Source organism: Sphingomonas zeicaulis (genome assembly GCF_050433225.1).
Lineage (GTDB): Bacteria > Pseudomonadota > Alphaproteobacteria > Sphingomonadales > Sphingomonadaceae > Sphingomonas_D > Sphingomonas_D zeicaulis.
The window spans coordinates 228,551-254,792 of sequence record NZ_JBNPXQ010000007.1 but is presented as its reverse complement, the minus strand read 5'-3'; the positions used below and the strand labels follow the sequence as shown (position 1 = coordinate 254,792).

The window sequence follows — 26,242 nt, the reverse complement described above, 5'->3', positions numbered from 1 at the left end:
GAGAAGGAGCTTCCGTCATGTTCAATCCGATCCTGAATACCGACAGCTACAAGATCAGCCACTTCGTCCAGTATCCGCCGCAGACGAGCCGCGTGTTCGCCTATGCCGAAAGCCGTGGAGGCCGTTACGACGAGACCTTGTTCTTCGGCCTGCAGGCGATCCTGAAGGCGGAGTTCGGCCGGCCGATCACCCGCCGCGATGTCGATGAAGCGCATGACATGCTGCGCGACCATGGCGTGCCGTTCAACACGCGCGGCTGGGATCTGCTGCTTCACCGACATGACGGGCGCCTGCCCCTGGAGATTCGCGCGGTGCCCGAGGGCACGGTGGTACCGACGCACAATGTGCTGATGACGGTGGTCAACACCGATACCGACTTCGCCTGGCTGCCGAGCTATGTCGAAACCGCGCTGCTGCGCATCTGGTATCCGGTGACGGTGGCGACGATCAGCTGGCAGGTCCGCCAGATCATCCGCGACGCGCTGGTCGAGACCGCCGACGATCCCGAGGCCGAGCTGCCCTTCAAGCTCCACGATTTCGGGGCGCGCGGCGTCTCCAGCGAACAGAGCGCGGCGCTGGGCGGGCTCGCCCACCTCGTGAACTTCAAGGGCACCGACACCTTGTCCGCGATCGTCGCTGGCCGGCGCTTCTACAATGAGCCGATGGCGGGGTTCAGCATCCCGGCCGCCGAGCACAGCACGATCACGAGCTGGGGCCGCGACGGCGAAGCCGCCGCCTATGCCAACATGATCGAACGGTTCGGCAAGCCCGGCGCGCTCTTCGCGGTCGTCTCCGACAGCTATGACCTCTACAACGCGGTCGAGCATCTGTGGGGCGAGCAGCTCCGCCAGAAGGTGATCGACAGCGGGGCGACCCTGGTCGTCCGGCCCGACAGCGGCGATCCGGTCAGCGTCGTCTCCAAGACGATGGCGCTGCTGGGCGAGCGGTTCGGCACCGATCGCAATTCCAAGGGCTACAAGGTGCTGCGCAACGTGCGCGTGATCCAGGGCGATGGCGTCAATCCGGAAAGCATTGCCGCGATCCTCGCGCGGATCACCGCTGAGGGCTTCAGCGCCTCCAACATCGCCTTCGGCATGGGCGGCGCGCTGCTCCAGCGGGTGGACCGGGACACGCAGGGCTTCGCCTACAAGGCGAGCGCGGCGGAGGTGGCCGGCGCCTGGCGCGACGTGTTCAAGGATCCGGCGACCGATCACCACAAGAAGTCCAAGCGCGGGCTGCTGGGGCTGGTGGCGGACGAACGGCACGGCTTCGCGACCGCGCAGCTCGGCGCCGACTTCGTCCCTGTGGACGGCGGCACCAACCTGCTCCGCCCGGTGTGGCGCGACGGCCGGCTGCTGGTGGATGACAGCCTGGCGATGGTGCGCGAGCGGGCTGCCTCATTCAGCCTGCCGACAGCGGCCCTTGCGTAAAGAATCGCCCCAGGGTCTCGTTGCGAGGCCTGGGGTTTGAAGGACTGACGCAAATGCAGCGTGGTTTTGGTGGCATGATGAGCGGGGCGGTGATCGCCGCCCTGCTGGTGACGGGGACCGCACCGGCGATGGCGGCGGTGCCGGCTGTCGCCCAACCCGGCTGGCATCAGGCCGATCAGGACTATTGGGGCCGCGATCGCCGTCGCTGGGATCGCGGCCGCTGGGATCGGCGCCAGCGTGGCCGCGGCGGGATCGACGGCGGTGACGTGCTCGCCGGCGCCGCTGTGATCGGTGTGCTCGCCGCAGTGCTCAGCTCCGCCGACAAGAAGCGCAAGCGCGAGGAGGCGGAGCGCAATGCCCCGCCGCCCTCGCAGGATGGAGGGCGCTGGGACGACCGGCCTTACGATCAGTCGGCGGACAACAGCCGCAACGATTATCCCGATGACGGTGATTATGGCGCGGCGCCCTCGGGCGGCTGGAACGATGATGCCAATCGCGATGGCGATCGCGACCCCGCACCGGCGCCCGACGGCCCATATGCCGATGGCGCGATTATCTCCAGCGAATCGGCGGCGGTGGATGCCTGCTCGGTCGCGGCGGAACGCGAAGCCGAGCGCTTCGGCGGCAACTCGAGCGTGGGCGGGGTCGATCGCGTCGATGGCAGCGGCCGCGAATGGCAGATCGGCGGCACGATCGACGTGCGCCGCGACACGCGCATCCGCGCGCAGAGCCACCGCTTCACCTGTTCGGTCCGCTATGGCCGCGTCGATCAGGTCGACGTGGACGAGCAGATCCTGGCGGCCCGCTGAGGCGATGCAGAACTAATCCGGGTTGGGACTATCCCCGCGCGTCAATTTTGCTATGGCGCGCGGGCATGAGCGTGCAGCCCCAAGATTCCATCCTCATCGTCGATTTCGGCAGCCAGGTAACCCAGCTGATCGCGCGCCGCGTGCGCGAAGCCGGGGTCTATAGCGAGATCGCCCCCTTCAGCCAGGCCGAGGCCGCTTTTGCGCGGATGAAGCCCCGTGGCATCATCCTTTCCGGCGGGCCGGCCTCGGTGACCGAAGAGGGCAGCCCGCGCGCGCCGCAGGCGCTGTTCGAGGCGGGGTTGCCGATCCTCGGCATCTGCTATGGCCAGCAAGTGATGTGCGAGCAGCTCGGCGGCAAGGTCGTCGGCGGCATGGGCGAGGGTGAATTCGGCCGCGCCTTCCTGCGCGTCGACAATCGCTCGGCCTTGTTCGACGGCCTCTGGGCCGAGGGCGAGCAGCATCAGGTGTGGATGAGCCATGGCGACCGCGTCGAGCGGCTGCCCGAAGGCTTCGCGCCGATCGCGACGTCGGAAGGCGCGCCGTTCGCGGTGACCTCCGACGAGAAGCGCCGTTTCTACGGCGTCCAGTTCCACCCGGAGGTGGTCCACACCCCCGATGGCGGCAAGCTGATCGCCAATTTCGTCCGCCACGTCTGCGGCTGCGCCGGCGACTGGACGATGGCGAGCTTCCGCGAGACCAAAATCGCCGAGATCCGCGCCCAGGTCGGCACCGGCAAGGTGATTTGCGGGCTTTCGGGCGGCGTCGATTCGGCGGTGGCGGCGGTGCTGATCCATGAGGCGATCGGCGACCAGCTCACCTGCGTGTTCGTCGACCATGGCCTGATGCGCTCGGGCGAGGCCGATCAGGTCGTCGGCCTGTTCCGCGGCGCCTACAACATCCCGCTCGTCCATGTGAACGCCGAGACGCTGTTCCTCAGCGGCCTCGCCGGGCTCACCGATCCCGAGGCGAAGCGCAAGTTCATCGGCAAGACGTTCATCGACGTGTTCGAGGCCGAGGCGAAGAAGATCGGTGGCGCCGAATTCCTGGCGCAGGGCACGCTCTATCCCGACGTGATCGAGAGCGTCAGCTTCACCGGTGGACCTTCGGTGACGATCAAGAGCCACCACAATGTCGGTGGCCTGCCCGAGCGGATGAACATGAAGCTCGTCGAGCCGCTGCGCGAGCTGTTCAAGGATGAGGTCCGCCTGCTCGGCAAGGAACTCGGCCTGCCCGACATCTTCGTCGGTCGTCATCCCTTCCCGGGGCCGGGCCTCGCGATCCGCATTCCGGGTGAAGTCACCAAGGAGCGGTGCGACATTCTGCGCAAGGCCGACCTGATCTACCTCGAAGAGATCCGCAACGCGGGCCTTTACGACGCGATCTGGCAAGCCTTCGCGGTGTTGCTGCCGGTCAAGACCGTCGGCGTGATGGGCGATGGCCGCACCTACGACTCGGTGTGCGCCGTCCGCGCGGTTACCTCCACCGACGGCATGACCGCCGACATCTATCCCTTCGACGCCGGCTTCCTCAGCCGCGTCGCGACGCGGATCGTGAACGAGGTTCAGGGCATCAACCGGGTGGTCTACGATTATACGTCGAAGCCGCCGGGCACGATCGAGTGGGAATAAAGCGGATCCAGTGATCGTCCGGGGGACGATCACCCGCTTTACTCGGCGCCATAAGGCGCCGCAGGGGCAGACTGCCGAACCATGGATCCGGTGCTGCGCCCAATCACACCCGCAGCGCCTCGATCACCGCGCGTAGGCCGGCCGAAAGATATTTGCGCGCCGGATAATAGAGATAGAGCCAGTCCTCGGGCGGGCACCAAGGGCCGAGGCATTCGATGAGCGCGCCGCTTGCCACGTGCGGGCGTGCGCGATCTTCCCATACATAGGCGAGCGCTGCGCCCGATCGGGCGGCTTCGATCATCAGTTCATGATCGTCGAGCGAGAGCCGGCCGGTCGGCATGAACGCGGCAGTCTTGCCGCCGCGGCTGAACTCCCAGGGATAGGCGGTGCCGCTGGGATAGAGATTGCGGATGCAGACATGGTCGTCGAGATCGGCCGGCGTGCGCGGCGCGGGGTGGCGCTCCAGATAGGCGGGGGCGGCGACGACGATCATCCGCAGCCTCGGCTTGATCTTCACCGCGGTCATCCCTTCGCGCAGGCTTTCGCCAAGCCTGATGCCGGCATCGAAGCCTTCCTCGACGATGTCGACGAGGCGGTCGGTGGCGACGATCTCAAGTTCCAGATTGGGGTTGGCGGCGATCAGCGGCGCCATCACCGGCCCGAACACGAAGGGCGCGATCGAGTTGGGCGCGTTGATCCGTACCTTGCCGAACGGGGTGTGGCGGAACTGGTTGAGCGCGTCGAGCGCCGAGCCGATCTCGCCGAAGGCGGGCGAGAGCTGGGCCAGCAGCATCGCGCCGGCGTCGGTCAGGGAGACGCTGCGCGTCGTGCGGTTGAGCAGGCGTATGCCGACGCGCGCTTCCAGATTGCTGACCGCATGGCTGATCGCCGAGGCGGTGACGCCGCGCTCCTCGCTCGCTCGGCGGAAGCTGCGATGGCGCGCGACCGCATCGAACGCGGCCAATTCGGAGAGGTCGGTAGAGCGCATTGCTGATCCCAATTCAGGATTGATGCGAAAACTATCGCTCTAATCGGATCAATCGAAAAGCCCCAATTTCCGTGTCGCAGGCCGACACCGACGCCGGCCCGAACACGGAGACCGATCATGGCAGACTTCATTCCACCAGCGCCCAACAGCGCCTCGCCCTTCGCCGACATGCACGGCCACCATGTCGCGGTGCGCACGCCGGACCTCGAGACCGCGAAGCGCTGGTATGTCGAGACGCTCGACTTCCGCGTCGTCGCCGAATGGGATTATGCCGACGAGAAGCTGGCCTATATCGCGCCCCCCACCGACGATCATTTCTATATCGAGATCCTCGGCGGCGGCACGCCGGCCCCGCAGGATGTGCGGCCCTACACCGACCTCGGCGACAGCCTGAAATATGCCGGCTACCATCATTTCTGCCTGAACGTGGCGAGCGTCGACGCGACCGTCGCAACGCTGCGCACCCGCGGCGTCACCATCGTCACCGAGCCGTTCGAGCTGGCGGCGATCAACCGCCGCCTCGCTTTCTTCGCCGATCCGTTCGGCAATCTGATCGAGCTGGCCGAAGTCATCGTCTGACCCCAGCCGCTTCTTTCAAAGGAGTTTCCCATGTCGCAATCGATCATGATCATTGGCGCGGGACCTGGCATCGGCCAGGCCGTCGCCGAGCGTTTCGGCCGCGAGGGCTGGAGCCTCGTTCTCACCGGCCGCGCCGCCGATCGCCTCGCCACGCTTGCCGCGGAGCTTCTGGCGGCTGGCATTACGGCCTACACGGTGGCCGCCGACGCCACCGACCCGGCAGCGCTGCGCGCGGCGATCGTCGAGGCTGACCGGCTGACCGGCGGTCTTTCCGCCATCCACTACAATGCCGCGATCGTGCGCCAGCAGGATCTGTTCAGCATGACCGACGATGAGGTGGCGGGCGACCTCGCGATCAGCATTACCGGTGGGCTCCAGACGATCCGTGCCGCGGTGGCGCAGTTCGGCGCACGCGGTGGCACCATCCTGGTCACCGGCGGCGGGCTCGGCGTGAACCCGCATGAAAGCTACGCGACATTGGGCGTCGGCAAGGCGGCGATGCGCAACATCGTTCAGGCGCTGGCCGAGCCGCTGGCGGCACGCGGCATCCGCATCGCGCTTGCCACGGTCGCCACATTGATCGCGCCCGGATCGCCCGAAGCGAAAGGCGTCGCCGACACCTTCTGGCATCTCGCCACCGATGCCAATGCAGGCTGGGAAGCGACCTATCCGGCCCCGGCCGGCCCGCCGCTGACCCTGATCGCGCGGCTGACCGCGAAGCCCGAACAGGCTGAGGCGCTGGGTGCGGGGCTGCGCGCGCTGATCGAGCCGACGCTCCGTGAGGACGGCGCGATCGGCTATACGCTCCACCGCGACAATGATGATCCGAACGCCTGGATCCTGTACGAGACGTGGCGTTCCCGCGCGGACCTCGATGCCCATTTCGAGCAGCCCTATACGAAGGCGCTGATGACGCGCTTTCCGGAAATGCTTGCCCGGGAGATGGAGCTGAGCTTCGCCACCGCGTTGGCGGCAAGCGGCTGATGCCTAAGGTCGCAACGGGCGGGGCTGCCATCGCGCAACCCGCCCGCCGCCGATTGAATCCTGCTCCCTAACGGCCCGGTGTGACGATCCTGCAACAAGGGTGATGAATTCTCCGGATATTTGCGGAGAATGGCTACGAAACGCGCTGCACCGCGTCATACTGACCCTGGGTGGAACAACAGGGATAGCGAAGATGCCTATGAAAACCAGCCATGTTTTCCGTTGTGCAGTTGCGGCAATGCTGGGTGGGGCTTCAGCCGTGCCGGTGATGGCGCAGGAGATTGCCGATGCCCCGGCGCCCGCGGGTGAGGCGGGCGCGCAGGACCAGATCATCGTGATCGGATCGCGCCGCCAGGATCGCACCGTTGCCGACAGCCCGGTGCCGATCGACGTGATCGGCGGTGAACAGATGACCAACAGCGGCTTCACCGAGACCAACAAGATCCTCGGCCAGCTCGTTCCCAGCTTCAACTTCCCGCAGCCCGCGATCACCGACGGCACCGATGCGCTGCGCCCGGCGACGTTGCGCGGCCTGTCGCCGGACCAGACCCTGGTGCTGGTGAACGGCAAGCGCCGCCACACATCGGCGCTGCTCAACATCAACGGATCGGTGGGGCGCGGGTCGGCTGCGGTTGATCTCAACACCATTCCCACCATCGCGATCGATCGTATCGAGGTGCTGCGCGATGGCGCGTCGTCGCAATACGGCTCTGATGCGATCGCGGGGGTCATCAACGTCCAGCTGCGCCGCGCGACCGGCCTGCATGCTTCTGCCACCTGGGGCAAATATGTGACGACGATGGACGGCGTGCCCGACTTCAGCGGCGTCGTGACCGCCGCCAATGGCCAGCCCGTGCTCGATGGCACTGCCGGAGCTGGTGGCGTCTATCAGCTTGCCGGCGGGGAGCGCGACCGCAAGCGGCGCGATGGCGAGATCCTGACGCTCGCCACCAATATCGGCCTGCCGGTGGGGGATGACGGCTATCTGAACTTCACGGCGCAGTATCAGGACCGCGACCCGACCAACCGTTCGGGCGCGGACCCGCGTCAGCAATATCCGTCCGTCGGCGGGCTTGCCGACCCGCGCGAGCAGAGCGTGAACCGCTTCAACCACCGCTATGGCGACGCGGGCACGGTCGACTACAACTTCTTCGTCAACGCCGGTTACAACGTCACGCCTCAAGCCGAAGTTTATCTGTTCGGCAGCTACGGCATCCGCGATGCCGACAGCGCCGGCTTCTTCCGCCGCCCGAACGACGCCCGCAACCGCAACTGGTCGGCCTCCACCACCAGCTTCGTGCCCTTCTTCGAGGACGGCTTTTTGCCGCTCATCGTCTCGACGATCGAGGACGTATCGATCGCCGGCGGCATTCGCGGCGACATCGCCGGCTGGAACTACGACCTGTCGGCGGTCTACGGGCACAACTCGTTCCAGTTCTTCGTGGAAGACAGCTTCAACACCTCCTTCGGAGAGCGCAGCCAGCAGCGGTTCGACGCGGGCAAGCTTTCCTTCGGCCAGACCACCGTCAATCTCGACCTGCAGCGCAGTGTCGATGTCGGCTTCACCGACCTGTCGATCGCGTTCGGCGGCGAGTTCCGCAACGACAATTTCCGGATCGATGCGGGCGACCCGCAATCCTATCTCGGCGGCCCCTTCGCGGCGTCGCCGTTCAACGCGCCGGCAGGCGCGCAGGTGTTTCCGGGCTTCCGCCCTGCCAACGAAGTGGATGCAAGCCGGCACAATTTCGCAGGCTATGTCGAGGTGGAAGGCGACATCGCCAGCATCCTTACCCTCCAGCTGGCGGGCCGCTACGAGCATTACAGCGATTTCGGCGACACGCTGAACGGCAAGGCGGCGGCGCGGCTCGAGCCGATCAAGGGCGTCGCGCTGCGCGGTTCGATCTCCACCGGATTTCGCGCGCCATCACTGCACCAGCAATATTATGCGACCACCTCGACCAACAACGTCAATGGCACGCTTGTGGAGATCGGCACCTTCCCGGTTTCGGATCCGGTTGCGATCGCGCTGGGATCGCAGCCGCTCGATCCGGAGGAGTCGCTTAACCTGTCCGGCGGCGTTACCTTCTCGATGATCCCCCGCCTGTCGATCACCGCGGATTATTACAACATCAAGATCAACGATCGCATCGTCATTACCGAAAATCTGCAGGGGCCGGCGGTAGTCGCGCTTCTGCAGCAGGCGGGGTTCAACAACATCACCTCGGCCCGATTCTTCGTGAACGGCATCGACACGCGGACGCAGGGCGTGGAAGTGGTCGGCAATTATCGCGTGCCCGATACCGGCTTCGGCCGCTTCACGCTGACTGCGGGCTACAACTACAACAAGACCAAGATTACCGACTATGCGGCGCTGCCCAGCCTGCCTGGGCTGAGCCTGTTCGGCCGACAGGAATCGCTGCGGCTCAGCCGCGGCCAGCCGCGCGACAAGATCAATCTCGGGCTGGACTGGGACTATGAGATGCTGGGGCTCACCGCCCGCGCCAACCGCTATGGCAAGGTGACGATCCCCGGTGTCGACGAGCCGCGCGACCAGGAGCTCGGCCGCCAGTGGGTCGCCGACCTCGAGGTGCGGGCGCGCTTTCAGGAGCATTTCGAGTTCGCGGTCGGCGCCAACAACCTCTTCGACAGCTATCCGGACACAGTCTACGCCGGACTGCGCGACGGCCAGAATTTTGGCCTCAACGGCTATTTCATCCCCTATAGTGCCTTTTCGCCGACCGGCTTCAACGGCCGCTTCCTCTACGGGCGGCTGAGCGTCGATTTCTGACGTATGCGATGGTGGCCGCCAGCTCCGATCCGGGACTGGCCGCCGCCGTCAATCGCGCTGTTCTTCCAAATGCTCCATCAGCGCGGCCATGGGGGAGGCGGCATCGTCAGCCTTCAGCCCCGCGATGACGCCGGCGCGATTGGCCGCGGGATGGTTCTGGCTTGCCTTCCATTTGCCCTCGATCCGATCGACCAGGATCTCGACGCCGGCGATCCCCTTGAGCTGCCCCTCGATGAACCCGGCGGGGGCATCCTCCACCGACCAGGGCAGCGGCTGGCCGCGTTCCTTTTGCGTGGTCAGCGCAACGATCTGGCGGCGCAGCCAGCCTTGATCTTCGATCACGCGTGGGACGCCCCACGCCTGCACCGTGACATAGTTCCAGGTAGGGACGACGCGGCCGTTCTCCTGCTTGGTCGGATACCAGTTGGGCGAGACATAGGCGTCCGGCCCGCGGAAGATCAGCAGTGCCTCGGCCCCGGCGCGCAGGTCGGCAAGTTGCGGATTGGCGCGGGCGAGATGCGATTGCAGCAGGGTCGCGCCGGCATCGTCGGTCACCAGCAGGAAGGGCAGCAGGTTGGCGCTGAGCCCGCCAGCACCATGCGTGACAAGGGTCGCAAGCGGATATGCGCGGATCGCGGCGTGGAGATGATCGGGGCGATCTTCGCGAAAGGCTGGCGGTCTGTACATCGTCGATCCGTGGCGCGTGGGGCAGTTCCTATAACTGTGTCAGCCGCTCGCCGCGACCAGTCGCTGCGTGGCTGGATGATCAGGTGCGGTCACGATGCGTTCGGCCTCGCCCTGTTCCACGATCCGGCCGGCCTCCATCACCGCGATGCGGTGACACAGCCGGCGGGCCACGGCGAGGTCGTGGGTAATGAACAATATGGCGAGGTCGCGCTCGCGCTGCAGCCGTTCGAGCAGATCGAGAACATGACCGGCGACGAGCACGTCGAGCGCCGAGGTCGCCTCGTCGAGCAGCAGCAATTCGGGGTCGCAGGCGAGCGCACGCGCGATGGCCACGCGCTGCGCCTGCCCCCCGGACAGCTCGGCGGGTTTGCGATCGGCGAAGGTGGCGGGCAGCTCGACTTCGTCCAGCACCGATTTCACACGCCCCGCGCGCGCGCCATCGCCGAGATCGGGGCGGAGATGCTTCAGCGGTTCGGCAACGATCTCCGACACGCGCCAGTGCGGATCGAGGCTGGCGAGCGGATCCTGGAACACCGGCTGGAGGAGCCGGCGATGCGCGGGCGTCATATGCTTGCGCTCGGGCAGCGCCTCGCCGCGCCAGCGCACCGTGCCGCCGGTCATCGGCCCGATCCGGCCGATCGCGCGGGCAAGGGAGGATTTGCCCGACCCCGATCCGCCGACAAGCGCCACCGCCTCGCCCTCGCCGATCGCGAGCGACGCGTCGATCACCGCCGGCACCGAGCGTGGCCGCCAGCCTTCGCCGCGATGCGAGACCGATACGCCGTCCGCCCTGATCAGGCGGGAACCGACTTCGGGGAGGTCGGGCGCGGGCATGTCGAGGCGCGGCACTGCGGCGACCAGCCGGGCGGTGTAATCCTCCCGGGGGGCGGAGATCAGTCGTGCGGCCGGGCCGGCTTCGACCATGCGCCCTTCGCGCAGCACCACGGCGCGGTCGGCATGGCCGGCAACGCTGGCGAGATCATGGCTGACCAGCAGCATCGCCATGCCCTGTTCGCGCTGCAGTCGGTCGAGCAGCGCCATCACCTCGTGCCGCAGCACCGCATCGAGCGCGCTGGTCGGCTCGTCGGCGATCAGCAAGGATGGGCCATGTGCCACCGCCATCGCGATGGCCACGCGCTGGCGCTGGCCGCCGGAAAGCTGGTGTGGGTAGCGGCGCAGCAGTTCGGGAGAGAGGTCGACACGGTCGAGCATCGCAGCCAGTGCGTCGCGGTCCGGCCTTGCGCCGCCCGCCTGCATCGCCGCCTCGGCCAGCAATTGCGCGACACGGAGGTGCGGCGTGAGCGCGGTCGCCGGCTGCTGGAAAACGAAGCCGGCGTGGCAGGCGCGCAAAGAGCGAATCTCCGCGTCGCTCCGCCCGATCAGTTCGGTGCCGCACAGTCGCGCCGATCCGCTCGGCGTGCCGGGCGAGAGCCCGAAGGGGGTGAGGCAGCTCAGGCTCTTGCCCGATCCCGAGCCCCCAACCAGTGCGACGCATTCCCCCGCCTCGATCGCGAGGCTGAGGCCTTCGACGAGGCAACGCCCGGCGACGCTGACGCCGAGCCCGTCGAGCGCATAGACGGTCATGCGGTAAAGCGGTCCCGCACGCGTTCTCCGGCCAGGGTGAGGCAGACGAGGACCGCGATCAACACGCCGCCGGGCAGCACCAGCGCAAAGGGGGTGATGTCCATGTCATCGGCGCCCTCCTTCACGAGGATGCCCAGCGAGGTGAGCGGTTCCTGCACGCCGAGGCCAAGGAAGGAGAGGAAGCTTTCCACCATCACCACCTGCGGCACGGTGAGCAGCAGATAGGCGATGGCGACGCCGGCGATGTTGGGGATGATGTGGCGCAGGACGATGCCGGCGGGCCGTGCGCCGGCGGCCTCGGCGGCGGTCACGAACGGTCGATGCTTCAGCGCCAGCACCTGCCCGCGCACGACGCGCGCCATCGTCAGCCACTCGACCACGCCGATGCCGAGGAAGACGAGCAGGATCGATCGGCCGAACAGCACCATCAGCAGGATGACCACGAACATGAAGGGCAGGGCGTAGAGCCCGTCGACGATCCGCATCATCCCCTCGTCGATGCGGCCGCCGACCCAGCCCGCGATCGCGCCCCAGGCGACCCCGATCACGAGCGCGACCAGCGCAGCGGCGGCGGCCACCGCCAATGTGATGCGCGTGCCGATCAGGGTACGGGCCAGCAGGTCGCGCCCGACGCTGTCGGTGCCGAGCAGGTGGCCGGGGCTGAACGGCGGCACGCGGATCGCATCCCAGTCGATCGCATCATGGCTCCACGGCAGCAATGGGGGCAGCAGCAGCGCGGTGGCGACGATCAGCAGGAGGATGGCGACCGGCCAGCGCATTCAGGCGCGCACCCGCGGATCGAGCCAGCCATAGAGCAGGTCGGCGACGAGGTTGAAGGCGACGATCAGCCCCGCATAGAGCAGCACGACGCCCAGCACGAGGGGATAGTCCCGGTTGAGCGCGCCCTGCACGAAATAGCGGCCGAGCCCCGGCAGCGCGAACACCGTCTCGATTACCACCGCCCCGGTCAGCAGCCCCGCCGCCGCCGGGCCGAGATAGCTTGCCACCGGCAGCAGCGCCGGGCGCAGCGCGTGACGGATCAGCAGGCGGGCCGGGGTCAGGCCGCGCGCGCGGGCGGCGAGGATATGATCCTTCGTCAGCACCCCGGCGAGGCCGGCGCGGGTCAGCTTGGCGATCGCGCCGGCCACGGGCAGCGCAAGCGCGATAACCGGCAGGATGAGGTTGGCGGGGCGGCCCTCGCCCCAGCCGGAGGCGGGCAGCCAGCCGCCCCACAGCGCGAGCAGCAGCACGAGGATCGGCGCGACGACGAAGCTGGGCAGTGCCGTCAGGATCGTCGATCCCAGCATCAGCACCCGATCGCGCCATCCGCGCGGGTCCGTCGCGGCGCCAATGCCCGCGGCGACGCCGAGCGCGACCGCAAGGACAAGCGCCAGCGCGCCGAGCGTGAGCGAGACGGGCAGGCCCTGTACGATCAGATCGGTGACGGTGAAGTCACGATAGACCAGCGACGGACCGAAATCGCCATGCGCCAGTCGGCCGAGATAGAGCAGGATCTGTTCGGGCAGCGGCTTGTCGAGCCCGTACGCGGCGTTCAACGCGGCGCGGGTTGCGGCGTCGAGCGGGCGTTCGCCGTCGAACGGGCCGCCGGGCGCGAGGCGCATCAGCACGAAGGAGAGGATGACGACGCCGAGCAAGGTCGGAATCGCGGTCAGCAGGCGGCGGATGAGGAGGTGGAGCACCGCCTACTTCCTCTCCCCCATGAAGAGAGGGCAGGGGAGAGGGGGCTGAAAAAGGATGCGCGCGGCGCTCACTGCCCCTCTCCCTGCCGCGCTTGGCGCGGCGTCCCTCTCTCCAAAGGGAGAGGGTTGAGCTCTTACTGCGGCGTGGAAACGCGCGCGTCTTCGCCATCGCCTTCGGGGGCGGCGATGATGTCGCGGGTGGTCGAGCCCTTGTTGACGGTGGTGGTGGCGGGATCGCCGGCTTCCGAACGGATGCCGGGTTCGGCGCGGGCGCCGCCGGCCTGGTTGATCGCGGCGGTTTCCGCGGCGCTGCGTTGCGCCGGGCCGCCGAACATCGCCTCAAGCGCCTGGGTGCTCGAATCCGCTTCCTGCGGGCGCGGGGCGCCCGGCTTGGGCGGGGTCAGCGAGAAATCGGGCGGGATCACCAGCGGCGCCTGCCGCTGCACCGCGAACTCGTCCGGCCGCGCACGGTTCAGCCCGCCGCTGCTGCCGCAAGCCGAAAGCGCCAGCGCGATCAGCGTCGCACCTGCCGGAATAACCACCTTACGCATCAAATTTTCTCCGCCGGGGCCTGTTTTTCACGCAGCAGCAGCGCCCGGAGCAACAGGATCAACACGCCTATCGTAATCGCCGCATCGGCGACATTGAAGACCAAAAAGGGACGCCACTCACCGATGTGAAGGTCGGCGAAATCGACCACATGGCCCAGCCGCATCCGATCGATGATGTTGCCGAGCGCACCGCCGAGCACGAGACCGAGCGCGGTGACATCGCTGCGGTTGCGCTCACGCCACATCCACACCGTCACGCCGATGCTAATCGCCGCGGTCAGCCCCACCAGCGCCCAGCGCGAAACCTCGCTGTCGGCGCGCAGGAAGCCCATCGAGACGCCGTAATTCTCCACCCAGGTCAGGCTGAAGAAGGGCAGCAGGTCGATCGAGCCGACCTGCTCCAGCTTGAGCCGGTGGGTGACGAGCCATTTGACGAACTGGTCGACCAGCAGCACCAGCGCTGCCACCGAAAGGCCGAACCGACGCATCGCGTTACGCATCGACCACCTCGGTGCAGCGGTCGCACAGCGCGCCGTCTTCCTTCACCTCGGGCAGATGGCGCCAGCAGCGGCCGCATTTCTCATGCCCCGTGCGCGACACGGCGAGCGCGTCGCCCGCGGTGACCGTCGAGCTGATGAACACCTCTTCGAGCAGCACCTGGTCGAGCGGCAGTTCGGGCACCGTCACCGCCGCTTCGAGGCTGGACCGGATCGTCTTCTCGCGCCGGAACGGCTCGATCGCCTCGGTCACCTGCTCGCGCAAGCCCCGCACGCCCTGCCACTTCGTCGCCAGCGCCTCATCGCGCCAGCCGGCGTCGACCTCCGGCCATTCGAGGAAATGGACCGAGTCATCCTCGCTCGGGAAGCGGCTCTGCCACACTTCCTCGGCGGTGAAGCAGAGGATCGGTGCGGCATAGCGGACGAGCGCGTGGAACAGCGTGTCGAGCACGGTGCGATAGGCGCGGCGCTTGGCCGAACCCGGCGCATCGCAATAGAGGCTGTCCTTTCGGATATCGAAGAAGAAGGCCGAGAGATCGTTGTTGGCGAACTCGGTCAGCGCACGCGCATAGCGGTTGAACTCGAACGCGTCGGTCGCGCTGCGCAGTTCCGCATCCAGCTCCGCCAGCAGATGGAGCATGTAGCGCTCCAGCTCGGGCATCTCGGCGGCCGGCACGCGCTCGGCCTCGTCGAAGCCTTCGAGCGCGCCGAGCATGTAGCGGAAGGTGTTGCGCAGCTTGCGATACGCGTCCGACGTGCCGGCCAGGATCTCCTTGCCGATACGGACGTCCTCGAAATAATCGACCGAGGCGACCCACAGCCGCAGGATGTCGGCGCCGCTTTCGCCGATGATCTTGAGCGGATCGACGACATTGCCGATGCTCTTGGACATCTTGCGGCCGGTGCCGTCGAGCGCGAAACCGTGGGTCAGAACCGCATCATAGGGCGCGCGGCCGCGGGTGCCGCTGCTCTCCAGCAGCGAGGACTGGAACCAGCCGCGATGCTGGTCGGACCCCTCGATATAGAGGTCGGCGCGAACACCCTCGCCATAGCGCGCCTCGACCACGAAGGCGTGGGTCGAGCCGCTGTCGAACCACACGTCGAGGATGTCGTTGATCACCTCATAGTCGGCGAGGGCATGGTCGGACCCAAGGATCGCCTGATGATCGGCGCCGAACCACGCGTCGGCGCCGCCCTGCTTGAAGGCGTCGACGATGCGGGCGTTGACCGCAGGGTCACGCAGATAGTCGCCGGTCTGGCGGTTGACGTAGAGCGCGATCGGCACGCCCCAGGCGCGCTGGCGGCTGATCACCCAGTCCGGGCGGCCCTCGACCATCGCGTGGATGCGGTTGCGGGCCTTTTCCGGCACCCAGCGCGTGCGCTCGATCGCGTCGAGCGCGGTTTCGCGCAAGGTGGCGCCGTTGGAGGAAGCAGCGGGGGCAGAGCCAGTCCCGGGTTCCGCCGACGCGCTGCGGTCCATCGGGATGAACCACTGCGGGGTGCAGCGGAAGATGATCTTCGCCTTCGAGCGCCAGCTATGCGGATAGCTGTGCAGGAAGTCGTCGGAGGCCGCGAGCAGCGCGCCGGCTTCGCGCAGGTCGGTGCAGATCGGGCCGTCGCTGGCGACGAACTTCTTGTTGATCACCGAGCCCTGGCCGCCGAGCCACGCCCAGTCCTCACGATACATGCCGTCGGCGGTGACCGCGAACACCGGATCGAGGCCATTGGCCTTGCACAGCAGGAAATCGTCCTCGCCATGGTCGGGCGCCATGTGGACCAGGCCGGTACCGGCATCGGTGGTGACGAAGTCGCCGGGCAGGAAGGGGCGGGGCTTGGCGAAGAAGCCGCCCTTTTCGTGCATCGGATGCTGCGAGACGGCACCGGCGAGTTGGGTGCCTTGTACCGTGCATTCGACTTCGGCGTCGTCATTATGCGCTCTGAGCACACCGGCCTGCACGTCATTCTCGACGCGCACGTTCACGCCGATGCGCTTTAGAAACTCAAGATAGCGATCCGCAGCGACAACATATCGCTTTCCGGCTTTATCACCATTGGTGAGCCGGAATACGACATACTCGATCTCCGGCCCATAGGCCAAAGCCTGGTTGACCGGGATCGTCCAAGGCGTCGTCGTCCAGATCACCGCATGCGCGCCGACCAGTTCGGGCGCGTTGGGGGCCTCGACGATCTCGAACGCGACGTCGATCTGGGTCGAGACGATATCCTCATACTCGACCTCCGCCTCGGCAAGCGCGGTCTTCTCGACCGGGGACCACATCACCGGCTTGGCGCCGCGATAGAGCTGGCCGCTGGCCGCGAACTTCAGCAGTTCGCCGACGATCGAGGCCTCGGCCTCGAACTTCATGGTGAGGTAGGGGTCTTCCCAGTCGCCCATCACGCCCAGCCGCTTGAACTGGTCGCGCTGGATCGCCACCCAGCGCTCGGCATAGGCGCGGCATTGGGCGCGGAACTCGGCGGGGGGGACCTCGTCCTTGTTCAGCTTCTTCTTGCGATATTCCTCCTCGATCTTCCATTCGATCGGAAGGCCGTGGCAGTCCCAGCCGGGCACATAGGGCGCGTTCTTGCCGAGCAGGCTCTGGCTGCGGACGATGATGTCCTTCAGCACCTTGTTCATCGCATGGCCCATATGGATGTCGCCATTGGCGTAGGGAGGGCCATCGTGGAGGATGAAGCGGGTGCGGTCGGCGCGCTGTTCGCGCAGCCGATCATAAATTCCGATCCGCGCCCAGCGATCGAGAATCTGCGGCTCCTTCCCCGCGAGCCCGGCTTTCATCGGAAAGTCGGTCTTGGGAAGGAATACGGTGTCGCGATAGTCGGGAGCGTCGGTCATAAGGCGATGGGCCTTAGAGGGTCCAAGGCATACCCGCAATATTATCGGGTGTCAGACTTCCAGAGGCTGGGCGAGCAGGCGGCGGGCCTCGTCGCAATCGCGCGCGATTTGCGCGGTCATCGCCTCGATCGTGTCGTACTTGGCCTCGGGGCGGATGAAATGGTGGAACTCCACCTCGATCATCTGGTCGTAGAGATCGCCTGTGAAGCCGAAGAAATGCGGTTCCAGCAATTCCTTGGGCGGATCGAAGGTGGGACGGATGCCCATGTTCGCCGCGCCGTCGAACATCCGTCCATCGGGCAGGCGGCCGCGAATCGCGTAGATGCCGTAGCGCGGGCGCAGATAATTGTTGAGCGCGAGGTTCGCGGTGGGGAAACCGATCGTCCGGCCGAGCTTGTCGCCGTGGAGCACGCGCCCCTCGATCGAGAAGGGCCGGGTCAGCAGCCGCGCCGCGGTCACGCAGTCGCCTTCCTTCAGCGCGTCGCGAATCCGGCTGGAGGAGACGACTTCGCCATCCAGCGTTACCGCCGGCACCGCCTCGGCGGTGATGCCATGGGTGGAGGCGAGATCGGCGAGCACCCCCACCGTGCCGCTCTTGCCGCGGCCGAAGGTGAAATCCTCGCCGGTCACCACGCCCGAAGCGCCAGCCAGTTCGGCAAGCCGCTGGGCGACGAACTCTTCGGCGGTCAGGCTCGCCAATGCCGCATCGAATCGGAACACGAGCATCGCATCCGCGCCCGCTTCGGCGAACAGCCGCTCGCGCTGGGCGAGCGTGGTCAGCCGGAAAGGCCTCGCGTCGGGCTGGAAATAGCGCACCGGGTGCGGATCGAAGGTGGCGACCAGCACCGGCCGTCCCTCGGCGCGACCACGCGCGACGGCGCGGCCCACCACGGACTGGTGGCCGGCATGGAATCCGTCAAAGTTTCCGAGCGCGACGATGCCGCCGCGAAGTCGCGCCGGGACCGCCGAGCCGCCGTCCAGCCGCTCCATGCGCCGCGCTATAGAGAGCGGTTCCACGCTTGCCAATCGCTGCCGATTCGGATCGATCAATCGCGACGATCGAACGATGATTCGCCATCGTCCGCCTGCTGCGCCGGCGAATCATCACCGCGCGCCTGCGCCTTGCGCCGCCGCAGATTGTCCCTGAGCGCCTGCGCAAGCCTTGCCTGCCGCTCTTCTTCCGCCTTCGTCATGGAGGTTGGATTAGCCGCAGCGACATTCCTGTCGCAAGCCGCCTTGACCTGCGTCGCAGCATTCGCCATAGGGCCCGCCTCTGTCGCGGCCAACGCCCGATAGTGCTGCCGTAGCTCAGTGGTAGAGCGCATCCTTGGTAAGGCTGAGGTCGTGAGTTCAATCCTCACCGGCAGCACCATTTCTTCCCGCCCGTAGAATGAAACACCCCCCTGAGGGGACGAAAACGGCGGTTCCCGCCGCCCGCGTATAACGCTGGGCAGCGGGAAGCCATCACCCGTGCATGGGCCGTCAGATCTGCGTCATGCCGCCATCGACGAAGAATTCGATGCCGTTGATGAAGCTTGCCGCGTCCGACGAGAGGAACAGCACCGCGTCCGCGATGTCTTCGGCGCGGCCGACCCGACCGGCAGGAATGCCCGCCAGCATTGCCGCCTTCGCCGTTTCCGATTGCGCGCCGCCGCCGAACAGTTCGTTGAGGCCGGCGGTGTCGATCAGCCCCGGGCTGACGACGTTCACGCGAATCGCTCGATCCTTGAGGTCGAGGATCCAGCTCCGCGCGAAGTTGCGCACGGCCGCCTTGGTGGCGCTGTAGACGCTGAACGCCGGCGTGCCGGTGGTTCCGGTGACAGAACCGGTCAGCACGATCGAGGCGCCGTCCTTCAGCAGTGGCAGCGCTTTCTGCACCGTGAACAGCACGCCGCGGACATTGGTCGCGAAGGTCTGGTCGAAATGCGCTTCGTCGATCGCGCCGAGCGGCGCGAAGCTGCCGCCGCCGGCATTGGCGAACAGGACATCGATCTGGGCGTGCTGCTGCTGGACCGCGTCATAAAGGCGATCGATGTCGCCAAGGTCGGCCATGTCGGCACGAACGCCCGTCACCTTGCCGCCGATCGCCTTCACCGCCGCGTCGAGCGTATCCTGGCGCCGGCCGGTAATGAACACCGAAGCGCCTTGCGCCGCGAACGCCTTCGCGGTGGCGAGGCCGATACCGCTGGTGCCGCCCGTTACCACCACCACTTTGTTCTGGAACATGCCCATTGTCTGTCTCCTTGAGGCGCGGAGAGGTTGGCTCACCGCATGGGATCGAGATAGAGCTGGAACGATGTTGGCTGTAGCCGGTCATTCTGGCACTTAGCGTTCCATCAATGGAACGATGGCGGATCGCTATGCCCGATCTCAACGACTATGTCTTCTTCGCCGAGGTCGTGAAGCATGGCGGTTTCGCGCCGGCCGGCCGGGCGCTCCGCATCCCCAAGTCGACGCTCAGCCGCCGGATCGCCGCGCTCGAGGCGCGACTGGGCGTGCGGCTGATCGAGCGATCCTCACGCCGCTTTCGCGTGACCGAGGTGGGGGAGGCCTTCCATGCCCGCTGCCGCGCGATCGTCGATGAGGCCGAGCAGGCGGAGGCACTGGTGGTGGAGGCGCAGAGCGAGCCGCGCGGGCGGGTGCGCTTCAGTTGCCCCGAAGGTCTGGTCGATTCGCTTTCGCCGGGATTGCCCGCTTTTCTCGATCGCTATCCCAAGGTCCGCCTGCAGTTGATCGCCACCGACCGGCCGGTCGATCTCATTGCCGAGCGGATCGACGTGGCGCTGCGCGTCCGCGTCGATCCTGCGACCGACGCGTCGCTGACGATGCGCACGCTGGCGCGGTCGCGCCGCATCCTCGTCGCCTGCCCCGCGTTGGCGAACAGGGTGGCGGCCTCCGGCATCGAGGCGCTGGGCACGCTGCCGACACTCGGTTCGAACGACGAGCCGGGCGAAATCCTGTGGGACCTGTCCGGGCCGGATGGCGCGCGCCACGCGCATCGCCACGAGCCGCGCATGACCTGCGGCGATTTCGCGGCGTTGCGCGATGCCGCCGCGGCAGGGATCGGCGTCGCGCTGCTGCCCGACCATGTCTGCTGTGATGATCTGGCCAGCGGGCGGCTGGTGCGGATCTTCGCCGGCTGGGGCGGGCAGATGGGCATCGTCCACATCGTCTTCACCACCAGGCGCGGGTTGCCGCCCGCAGTCCGCGCCTTCATCGATCATCTCGCGGCAACCTTCGCCGCGTTCACCGCGGCGGCATGAAGGCGCGTGTCGCCAGGCTCAGCCGACGTTTTCGAGCAGTGCCTTGAGCGCCGCGAGATCCGCGGTCACGCTGGCGGCGTCGCGCTCGAATTCGTCGTCATCCATCTCCGGCTGGCGGAAGAGGGTGAGTTCGACCTCCGTGCCGCTGCCATTGGCGATCATTCTGAGTGGGATGTAGATCTCCGGCTTGTCACCGATCCGCACCCAATGATCGAGCACGCCATAGGGGTTCGGATCGCTGAACCGTACGATCGCCTTCCCCGCGGGGGTGTCGGCCACCCAACCCTCGTCGGTGTCGTGCAGCGATTGCGATAAGCCGGCCGCCCATTTCGGGAAGTTGAGCGGCTGGCTGGCGAAGGCATAGGCACGTTCCAGCGGAACGACGATCGTCGTGCCGAGGGTGCGGACCTGCAGGGTCGTCATGCAGCAAATCTCCTCAGATCAGCCCGCGTGCAGGTTTCAGCAGTGCCAGCGCAACATGGCCGCAAGGGATAGCCGGAAATGCCGGTCAGAAACATGCTGTCCAAGGCGGCGAGCCCGATCGTCACAACCCCTCGCCGCCGACCCACTGCGCATTGGCGAGGCGGCGGGCGAGCGACCAGGTCTGGGTGCGGATGTCGGGTACCGCGACGATCTCCCAGAAGGCGCCGCGGGTCATCGGCCCCAGCGCGTAGAGCCAGTCGTTGCTGGCGTCGTCCGCGGCGATCGTGCGCGCAACGCCGTCCACGTCGATGCCCAGCCGGGCGATGTCGGCGCGGATCGTGCCGCGGGCGACGAGGCGCTGGAGCAGCGGCTCGGTGGTGCGGTGGAGGTCGCCGAGCGGGCCGGTGCAGTTGATCGCGCGCTGTGCCACCAAGCGCTCGGGTCGGTCGCTGCCGCGGGGGCGCCAGTCGAGCGCGATGCCCTCCGCCTGTTCGGCGAACGCGATCGTCTTGCCGGCGACCACGGTCAGGAAGCCGCGCGCCTGCATCGCCGCCAGCCGCTCGGCGACGGACGGGGCGAGACGGTGGCGGTGGACATCCCACCAGGGGCGCAGATGGCGCAGGAAGCGGCTGCGCTCGGCGACGCTGGCGCTGCCCCACATCGCCTGGGTGAAGGGGCGGAGTTCGTCGACCGCGTGGCGCCAGCCGATCGCGGCCGCACGCTCGCGCACCGACGCGAGCAGCGCGGAGGCAGTGGTGACCGGCCGCTCGTTGATCCGGTCTTGCGGGGCAAGGTGACCTTCATGCCGGCGCGGCAGCAGCCCGCGGCGGGAGAGCGCAACGATGCGGCCTGCGAAACCGCGCGCTTCCAGCATCAGCGCGACATCGATCATGGTCAGGCCGGTGCCGATCAGCAGCACGACGTCATCGGTGCCGAGCCCGTCGGAAACGCCGCTCCAGGGGTCGCGGCGGTAGCGGTCGGAGAGGGTGGCGGCGTCGAGCCCGGGCGGGTCGTGCGGCGGCAGGTTGCCGACCGCGAGCACCGCGGCATCGCTGTGCAGGCGCGTCCCGTCGGCGAGCGTCACCACCGCGCCATCGTCATTCGCGACGTCGACCACCTCGCCCCGGACGACGGTCAGCCGGTCCCCCGCGCGGCGGCATGCCTCGTCGAGCAGGCCGCGCAGATAGACGCCGTAGGTGACGCGCTCGACGAAGGCGGAGCCGGCATCGGGACGGCCATTCGCTTCCAGCCAGCGGACGAAATGGCCGGGATCGTCGGGAAAGGCGCTCATATTGGCAGCGCGCACGTTGAGCACGTGGCCTGGATGCGCGGCGCCATAGGCAAGGCCGGTGCCGGGGACAGACGATCGCTCGATCAATGTCGCGCGCGGCCCGTCATGCCGCAGCAGGTTGATCGCCTGCAAGGTGCCGGCGAAGCCCGCACCGACGATGGTCACGTTCCTGATCAATCGCGATCCCCCAATGCCATGCGCGCACTTTGCCGGCCGGGGTCGGGTGCGCAAGCGGCAAGCGCGCCAAGCAGGGATTGCATGGCGCGAAGCCGATCTTTTGTTGACTCATTCCCTACTAGGGAAATAGAAAATTGTGCAGGGGAACTGGTCGCACCCCGGGGGATGGCTCCACGATAGCGGCCCGCGGTCTTTGACGGAATGCAGCTTGCACCGCGTCATCAAAGCTAAAGCGCACGATGCCCGTCCTTCTGGGGCCGGCTTCGTGGTTCCTGACGAAGGAGACCGAGCGAATGCCGAACCGACCCTGTAGGCCCTGAGGCCAGCGCTCCGCCCCCCGTGAGGTGGGGCCCGAACCGCGGAATCAAATCACTGCCGGCGCGCATGATCACGCGCCGCACCCCAGACCGTGCTCGTGCCGACCGCATGGAGCCGAAGGAGACGCCATGTCCACCGCTCTCGACCATCTCTGGTATACCCGCTGCCCCGTGCCGACGCCGCTCGGCATCGCCGTCCAGCTCGGCTGGTTTGCCGACGAATTCGGCGGCGAAGGCATCAGCCTGCGTTCGATCCAGGAAACGCAGAACGAGGCCGCGCGGGAATCGCATTTCGATCACACATTGCCGCACAGCTTCCGCCAGGGCGGCAACATCCCGGCGATCTGGGCGCGCTCGCGCGGCGCCGATACGAAGCTGATCGGGCTGAGCTGGACCGACGAGTTCCAGGCCCTGCTCGCGCTGCCCGAAAGCGGCATCACCAGCGCGCGCGATCTCAGGGGGCGGCGCATCGCGCTGCCGGTCAATCCGGTCTCGATCGACTTCAACCGCGCCACCGCGCTGCGCGGCTTCGCCAAGGCGCTGGAGCTGGAGGGCGTGGGCCTGGACGAGGTCGAGCGTGTCGACACCGTCAATGACGGCAGCGGCACGAGCGGCATCGCCAGCGGCGAAGGGTTCCGTCGACGCGGCCGCCACGGCTATCGCGCGGAGGCGCTCGCGCTGACCCGCGGCACAGTGGACGCCATCTATGCGAAGGGGGCGCTGGGGCTCGAAACCGCCCGTCTGCTGGGCGCGCGGATCATCGCCGACATCGGCTTTCACCCCGATCCCAAGGTGCGGATCAACAATGGCACGCCGCGCACGCTGACGGTGGATGCCGGGCTGATCGAAAGCCATCCCGAGATCGTCTCGCGCTTCGTCGCGCGTGTCGTCGATGCCGGCGAGTGGGCGCGCGTCCATCCTGAAGAGACCTTCGCCTATATTGCGCGCGAGGCCGGATCCTCGGCGGACTGGGTGCGTGCCGCCTATGGCGAAGCGGCGCCGCAGCGGTTGGGCACCTTCTTCACCGAGGAAGCGATCGACGCGCTCGGCGACTTCAAGGACTTCCTGTTCGCGCACGGCTTCCTGCCCGCCGACTTCGACGTGCGCGCCTGGATCGACCGGCGCCCGCTCGACGCGATCGACCAGCACCGGCGCAAGGTCGCCTGATCTTCTTCCAGCCATCGTCCGCCTTCCCCGCAGAGCGCCCCGGCAACGGGTGTGGGGAGAGCGGACCAACATATGAAAAGTGGGGATTCATCTTGATTTCGTTGTCTTACCGGTCCGCCCTTCTCGCCTCCGCGGTCGCGCTTGCCGCGGTGGGAACCGCGCACGCCGAGACGCCGGCGGACGCGGCACCCGAGGCCGCCGCTGCACCCGCGCCGGAGGCGGGTTCCGACATCGTCGTGACTGCCAGCAAGCGCGCCGAGAATATCCAGGACGTGCCGATCGCGATCACTGCGGTCGGGGGCGATGCGCTGGTGCGGCAGGATGTCCGCTCCGCCGCGGAAGTGGTTCGCCTGATTCCCAACGCGTCGGCGGCGCAGACCGAGAGCCGCACCCGCCCGCGCTGGTTCATCCGCGGCATCGGCTCGAACGATCCCGCGGCGAACGTCGTCAACCCGATCGGAGTCTATTTTGACGAGGTCTACGTCAACTCGCCCTTCTTCCAGGCCTTCCCGGTGTTCGACCTCGAACGCGTCGAGGTGCTGCGCGGGCCGCAGGGCACGTTGTGGGGCAAGAATACCGTCGGTGGCGCGATCCATTACATCTCGCGCAAGCCGAGCTTCGAGCCCGAGGGCTATGTCCGCGCCGGCGTCGGCAATTATGGATCGGTGTTCACGCAGGGCGGCTTCGGCGGCTCGGTGATCGACGGCAAGGTCGCGGCGCGCGGCTCCTTCTTCTATGAGCGGCGCGGCGACGTCTATCGCAACGCGGGAAGCGGCGAGGACGGCACCGGCCGGTTCGACGATTATGCCGGCCGCGTCCAGTTGCTCTACACGCCCACCGACGATTTCGAGGTCCTGCTCTCCGGCCGCGTACGCAGCCTTGACGGTACGCCGATCCCGCGCTTCATCACGCCGGCCTTCCCGGATACGGCGGCCGCCAAGGGCGCATCCGCCCCGGCCGACGATTATGGCAATCTGCCGACGGGCCATGGCCGCACCTATTCGGCCAATGTCCCCGGCACCTCGAAGACCAAGCAGCGCGGCGCGACGCTGACCGCGACCTGGACACCCGGCGACTATACGATCACCTCGATCACCGCATGGGACAAGGGCGACAATCTCAGCGTCGGCGACGCCGACTATACCAATTTCGAAGGCTCCCGCTCGCGCACGGACCTGTCGAGCGAGCAGTTCACCCAGGAATTGCGCATCGCCTCACCGCGTGAGGACCGGTTCAACTGGATCGTCGGCGCGCATTATTTCTGGGAGGATTTCCATTCGGACGCGACGACCGCGACCGTGGGCACCACCGCCTATCGTGACCGCGGCACGGGGCCGCAGCGCTGGCGCCATTCCTACTACCAGAACGTGCTCTACGATCAGACCTCGAAGAGCTATGCGCTGTTCGGCAGCGGCACCTTCAACTTCACCGATGCGATCAGCCTCACCGCCGGCGCGCGCTACACCTCGGAAAAGCGCTCGGCGACGATCGACATCTGGAACCAGAATGGCGATGCCGCGCGCCGGCTGAACACCGTCGATCCGGCGACACCGGCCACGCTGGCACGGCCGCTCGTCACCTTCACCGATCCGACGACCTGGTGGCTGCGCAACTCGGTCGCGACCAGCCATCCAGTCACCGGCTTCATCTCCTCGCCGTCGAAGACGTGGAACCGCTTCACCTGGGATATCACTCCGCAGGTGAAGCTCGGCGGCGATGCCTTGCTCTATGCCCGGTTCGCGCGCGGCTTCCGCTCCGGCACCTTCCAGGCGAGCGCCAATGCCGCCGCGCAATTCGATCCGGGCGGCATCGCGCCCGAGGATCTCTATTCCTATGAGGCGGGCGTGAAGACGAGCTGGTTCGGCGGCAAGCTGACCGCGAACCTCGCCGCCTTCTATTACAACTACAAGAAGATCCAGGTGCTGGTGCAGGGCGTGCCGGTTTCCGCCGGCGGCACCACCGTGTTCACCGCGCGGCTGATCAACGCCAAGGGCTGGTCGAAGGGGCTCGAACTCGATGTGACCGCGCGGCCGGTCAACGGGCTGCGCTTCGCCGGCAGCATCGGCCTGCTCGACACCGAATATACCGACGACTTCATCCCCAACAATCCGAACACCGGCGCGCTGTTCGGCAAGGGCAACCAGTTCACCCGCGCCCCCCATTTTACCGGCAATATCGACGCCGAATATTCGGTGCCGGTGGGCGACTGGGCCGTAAGCCTGGGTTCCGACTGGAGCTATCGCACCAACCAATATTTCACCGTCAACGCGCAGGAGACCGACCCCGCGGCGAACGACTATCTGGTCAGCCGCTACCAGCGGCAGGCCGGCTATGCGCTGGGCAATGCCCGGCTGGTGCTCTCCGCGCCCGACGACGCGCTCGAGTTCCAGCTCTTCGTCCGCAACCTCACCGACAAGAATTACAAGATCCTGACCTTCGGCACGCAGCAGGGTGCCCGCCTCACCACGATGGGCGAACCGCGTACCTATGGCGCCTCGGTCACGGCCCGCTTCTGAGAGGAGACCGCA

Annotated in this window: 22 protein-coding genes and 1 tRNA gene; 10 read left to right on the top strand and 13 right to left on the bottom strand. The window is 67.2% G+C overall.

What is annotated here, in order from left to right; all coding sequences use genetic code 11:
* The first annotated feature begins 17 nt into the window (after positions 1 to 17).
* The 3 genes from FHS96_RS21480 to guaA all read left to right on the top strand — a co-directional run bounded on the left by FHS96_RS21480 (position 18) and on the right by guaA (position 3,867).
* A complete protein-coding gene (locus FHS96_RS21480; RefSeq protein WP_429596608.1) occupies positions 18 to 1,430 on the top strand; it encodes a nicotinate phosphoribosyltransferase in 1,413 nt (470 codons plus the stop codon).
* A gap of 53 nt (positions 1,431 to 1,483) precedes the next feature.
* Complete coding sequence (locus FHS96_RS21475) at positions 1,484 to 2,239, top strand: hypothetical protein (protein WP_429596605.1); 756 nt, start codon at positions 1,484 to 1,486, stop codon at positions 2,237 to 2,239.
* Positions 2,240 to 2,304: 65 nt separating this feature from the next.
* Positions 2,305 to 3,867, top strand: a complete 1,563-nt coding sequence (gene guaA, locus FHS96_RS21470) for a glutamine-hydrolyzing GMP synthase (RefSeq protein ID WP_429596603.1) — start codon at positions 2,305 to 2,307, stop codon at positions 3,865 to 3,867.
* A 103-nt stretch (positions 3,868 to 3,970) separates the two neighbouring features.
* On the opposite strand, the gene FHS96_RS21465 is transcribed toward guaA, so the two are convergent.
* On the bottom strand, positions 3,971 to 4,855 hold the full coding sequence (locus tag FHS96_RS21465; RefSeq protein ID WP_429596600.1) for a LysR family transcriptional regulator: 885 nt from the start codon (positions 4,853 to 4,855) through the stop codon (positions 3,971 to 3,973).
* Positions 4,856 to 4,972: 117 nt separating this feature from the next.
* On the opposite strand from FHS96_RS21465, the gene FHS96_RS21460 reads away from it, so the two are divergent.
* The 3 genes from FHS96_RS21460 to FHS96_RS21450 all read left to right on the top strand — a co-directional run bounded on the left by FHS96_RS21460 (position 4,973) and on the right by FHS96_RS21450 (position 9,206).
* Positions 4,973 to 5,434 carry a VOC family protein gene (locus tag FHS96_RS21460; protein ID WP_429596597.1) on the top strand — a complete coding sequence of 154 codons (462 nt, stop codon included), beginning with the start codon at positions 4,973 to 4,975 and terminating at the stop codon, positions 5,432 to 5,434.
* Between the two features lie 30 nt (positions 5,435 to 5,464).
* Positions 5,465 to 6,418, top strand: a complete 954-nt coding sequence (locus tag FHS96_RS21455; RefSeq protein WP_429596594.1) for an SDR family NAD(P)-dependent oxidoreductase — start codon at positions 5,465 to 5,467, stop codon at positions 6,416 to 6,418.
* A 193-nt stretch (positions 6,419 to 6,611) separates the two neighbouring features.
* Positions 6,612 to 9,206 (top strand): TonB-dependent receptor plug domain-containing protein, encoded by a 2,595-nt coding sequence (locus FHS96_RS21450; RefSeq protein ID WP_429596591.1) that lies wholly within the window; start codon positions 6,612 to 6,614, stop codon positions 9,204 to 9,206.
* A 48-nt stretch (positions 9,207 to 9,254) separates the two neighbouring features.
* On the opposite strand, the gene FHS96_RS21445 is transcribed toward FHS96_RS21450, so the two are convergent.
* The 9 genes from FHS96_RS21445 to FHS96_RS21405 all read right to left on the bottom strand — a co-directional run bounded on the left by FHS96_RS21445 (position 9,255) and on the right by FHS96_RS21405 (position 18,338).
* Entirely contained in the window at positions 9,255 to 9,893 is a 639-nt protein-coding gene (locus tag FHS96_RS21445) for an FMN-binding negative transcriptional regulator (RefSeq protein WP_429596588.1), read from the bottom strand.
* Positions 9,894 to 9,932: 39 nt separating this feature from the next.
* The gene (gene nikE / locus FHS96_RS21440) at positions 9,933 to 11,477 is read right to left on the bottom strand and encodes a nickel ABC transporter ATP-binding protein NikE (protein WP_429596585.1); all 1,545 of its coding nucleotides are present in this window, start codon (positions 11,475 to 11,477) and stop codon (positions 9,933 to 9,935) included.
* A complete protein-coding gene (locus FHS96_RS21435; protein ID WP_429596582.1) occupies positions 11,474 to 12,256 on the bottom strand; it encodes an ABC transporter permease in 783 nt (260 codons plus the stop codon). Before FHS96_RS21435 ends, nikE begins: the two co-directional genes overlap by 4 nt.
* Complete coding sequence (locus FHS96_RS21430; RefSeq protein ID WP_429596579.1) at positions 12,257 to 13,177, bottom strand: ABC transporter permease; 921 nt, start codon at positions 13,175 to 13,177, stop codon at positions 12,257 to 12,259.
* 134 nt (positions 13,178 to 13,311) lie between these two features.
* Complete coding sequence (locus FHS96_RS21425; protein ID WP_429596576.1) at positions 13,312 to 13,728, bottom strand: DUF3035 domain-containing protein; 417 nt, start codon at positions 13,726 to 13,728, stop codon at positions 13,312 to 13,314.
* Positions 13,728 to 14,228 (bottom strand): signal peptidase II, encoded by a 501-nt coding sequence (lspA, locus tag FHS96_RS21420; protein WP_429596573.1) that lies wholly within the window; start codon positions 14,226 to 14,228, stop codon positions 13,728 to 13,730. The genes FHS96_RS21425 and lspA overlap by 1 nt, the downstream gene beginning before the upstream one ends.
* Entirely contained in the window at positions 14,221 to 17,076 is a 2,856-nt protein-coding gene (ileS, locus tag FHS96_RS21415) for an isoleucine--tRNA ligase (protein WP_429596570.1), read from the bottom strand. The genes lspA and ileS overlap by 8 nt, the downstream gene beginning before the upstream one ends.
* Before the next feature lie 51 nt (positions 17,077 to 17,127).
* The gene (locus FHS96_RS21410) at positions 17,128 to 18,066 is read right to left on the bottom strand and encodes a bifunctional riboflavin kinase/FAD synthetase (RefSeq protein WP_429596567.1); all 939 of its coding nucleotides are present in this window, start codon (positions 18,064 to 18,066) and stop codon (positions 17,128 to 17,130) included.
* A gap of 56 nt (positions 18,067 to 18,122) precedes the next feature.
* Positions 18,123 to 18,338 (bottom strand): hypothetical protein, encoded by a 216-nt coding sequence (locus FHS96_RS21405; RefSeq protein ID WP_429596911.1) that lies wholly within the window; start codon positions 18,336 to 18,338, stop codon positions 18,123 to 18,125.
* A 35-nt stretch (positions 18,339 to 18,373) separates the two neighbouring features.
* Between FHS96_RS21405 and FHS96_RS21400 the strand changes: the two genes are divergently transcribed.
* Positions 18,374 to 18,448: transfer RNA gene (locus FHS96_RS21400), tRNA-Thr, on the top strand.
* A 110-nt stretch (positions 18,449 to 18,558) separates the two neighbouring features.
* On the opposite strand, the gene FHS96_RS21395 is transcribed toward FHS96_RS21400, so the two are convergent.
* Complete coding sequence (locus tag FHS96_RS21395) at positions 18,559 to 19,308, bottom strand: SDR family NAD(P)-dependent oxidoreductase (protein WP_429596564.1); 750 nt, start codon at positions 19,306 to 19,308, stop codon at positions 18,559 to 18,561.
* A gap of 128 nt (positions 19,309 to 19,436) precedes the next feature.
* Between FHS96_RS21395 and FHS96_RS21390 the strand changes: the two genes are divergently transcribed.
* Complete coding sequence (locus FHS96_RS21390) at positions 19,437 to 20,339, top strand: LysR substrate-binding domain-containing protein (protein WP_429596561.1); 903 nt, start codon at positions 19,437 to 19,439, stop codon at positions 20,337 to 20,339.
* An 18-nt stretch (positions 20,340 to 20,357) separates the two neighbouring features.
* On the opposite strand, the gene FHS96_RS21385 is transcribed toward FHS96_RS21390, so the two are convergent.
* Both FHS96_RS21385 and FHS96_RS21380 read right to left on the bottom strand, forming a co-directional pair.
* Complete coding sequence (locus FHS96_RS21385) at positions 20,358 to 20,762, bottom strand: SRPBCC family protein (protein ID WP_429596558.1); 405 nt, start codon at positions 20,760 to 20,762, stop codon at positions 20,358 to 20,360.
* A 121-nt stretch (positions 20,763 to 20,883) separates the two neighbouring features.
* A complete protein-coding gene (locus FHS96_RS21380; RefSeq protein ID WP_429596555.1) occupies positions 20,884 to 22,230 on the bottom strand; it encodes an FAD/NAD(P)-binding protein in 1,347 nt (448 codons plus the stop codon).
* Positions 22,231 to 22,676: 446 nt separating this feature from the next.
* Here FHS96_RS21380 and FHS96_RS21375 point away from each other — a divergent pair, with 446 nt between their 5' ends.
* Positions 22,677 to 23,714, top strand: a complete 1,038-nt coding sequence (locus FHS96_RS21375; protein WP_429596552.1) for an ABC transporter substrate-binding protein — start codon at positions 22,677 to 22,679, stop codon at positions 23,712 to 23,714.
* 92 nt (positions 23,715 to 23,806) lie between these two features.
* A complete protein-coding gene (locus FHS96_RS21370) occupies positions 23,807 to 26,230 on the top strand; it encodes a TonB-dependent receptor (RefSeq protein WP_429596549.1) in 2,424 nt (807 codons plus the stop codon).
* The last annotated feature ends 12 nt before the right edge of the window (positions 26,231 to 26,242 follow it).

Excerpts from the sequence above, each read along its gene's own strand:
- FHS96_RS21445 (WP_429596588.1), bottom strand. The coding sequence starts at position 9,893 with ATGTACAGACCGCCAGCCTTTCGCGAAGATCGCCCCGATCATCTCCAC.
- FHS96_RS21405 (WP_429596911.1), bottom strand. The coding sequence starts at position 18,338 with ATGGCGAATGCTGCGACGCAGGTCAAGGCGGCTTGCGACAGGAATGTC.
- lspA (WP_429596573.1), bottom strand. The coding sequence starts at position 14,228 with ATGCGTAACGCGATGCGTCGGTTCGGCCTTTCGGTGGCAGCGCTGGTG.
- FHS96_RS21455 (WP_429596594.1), top strand. The coding sequence starts at position 5,465 with ATGTCGCAATCGATCATGATCATTGGCGCGGGACCTGGCATCGGCCAG.
- FHS96_RS21385 (WP_429596558.1), bottom strand. The coding sequence starts at position 20,762 with ATGACGACCCTGCAGGTCCGCACCCTCGGCACGACGATCGTCGTTCCG.
- FHS96_RS21435 (WP_429596582.1), bottom strand. The coding sequence starts at position 12,256 with ATGCGCTGGCCGGTCGCCATCCTCCTGCTGATCGTCGCCACCGCGCTG.
- guaA (WP_429596603.1), top strand. The coding sequence starts at position 2,305 with ATGAGCGTGCAGCCCCAAGATTCCATCCTCATCGTCGATTTCGGCAGC.
- FHS96_RS21450 (WP_429596591.1), top strand. The coding sequence starts at position 6,612 with ATGCCTATGAAAACCAGCCATGTTTTCCGTTGTGCAGTTGCGGCAATG.
- FHS96_RS21390 (WP_429596561.1), top strand. The coding sequence starts at position 19,437 with ATGCCCGATCTCAACGACTATGTCTTCTTCGCCGAGGTCGTGAAGCAT.
- ileS (WP_429596570.1), bottom strand. The coding sequence starts at position 17,076 with ATGACCGACGCTCCCGACTATCGCGACACCGTATTCCTTCCCAAGACC.
- FHS96_RS21375 (WP_429596552.1), top strand. The coding sequence starts at position 22,677 with ATGTCCACCGCTCTCGACCATCTCTGGTATACCCGCTGCCCCGTGCCG.
- FHS96_RS21465 (WP_429596600.1), bottom strand. The coding sequence starts at position 4,855 with ATGCGCTCTACCGACCTCTCCGAATTGGCCGCGTTCGATGCGGTCGCG.
- FHS96_RS21395 (WP_429596564.1), bottom strand. The coding sequence starts at position 19,308 with ATGGGCATGTTCCAGAACAAAGTGGTGGTGGTAACGGGCGGCACCAGC.
- FHS96_RS21475 (WP_429596605.1), top strand. The coding sequence starts at position 1,484 with ATGCAGCGTGGTTTTGGTGGCATGATGAGCGGGGCGGTGATCGCCGCC.
- FHS96_RS21425 (WP_429596576.1), bottom strand. The coding sequence starts at position 13,728 with ATGCGTAAGGTGGTTATTCCGGCAGGTGCGACGCTGATCGCGCTGGCG.
- FHS96_RS21410 (WP_429596567.1), bottom strand. The coding sequence starts at position 18,066 with ATGGAGCGGCTGGACGGCGGCTCGGCGGTCCCGGCGCGACTTCGCGGC.
- FHS96_RS21480 (WP_429596608.1), top strand. The coding sequence starts at position 18 with ATGTTCAATCCGATCCTGAATACCGACAGCTACAAGATCAGCCACTTC.
- nikE (WP_429596585.1), bottom strand. The coding sequence starts at position 11,477 with ATGACCGTCTATGCGCTCGACGGGCTCGGCGTCAGCGTCGCCGGGCGT.
- FHS96_RS21460 (WP_429596597.1), top strand. The coding sequence starts at position 4,973 with ATGGCAGACTTCATTCCACCAGCGCCCAACAGCGCCTCGCCCTTCGCC.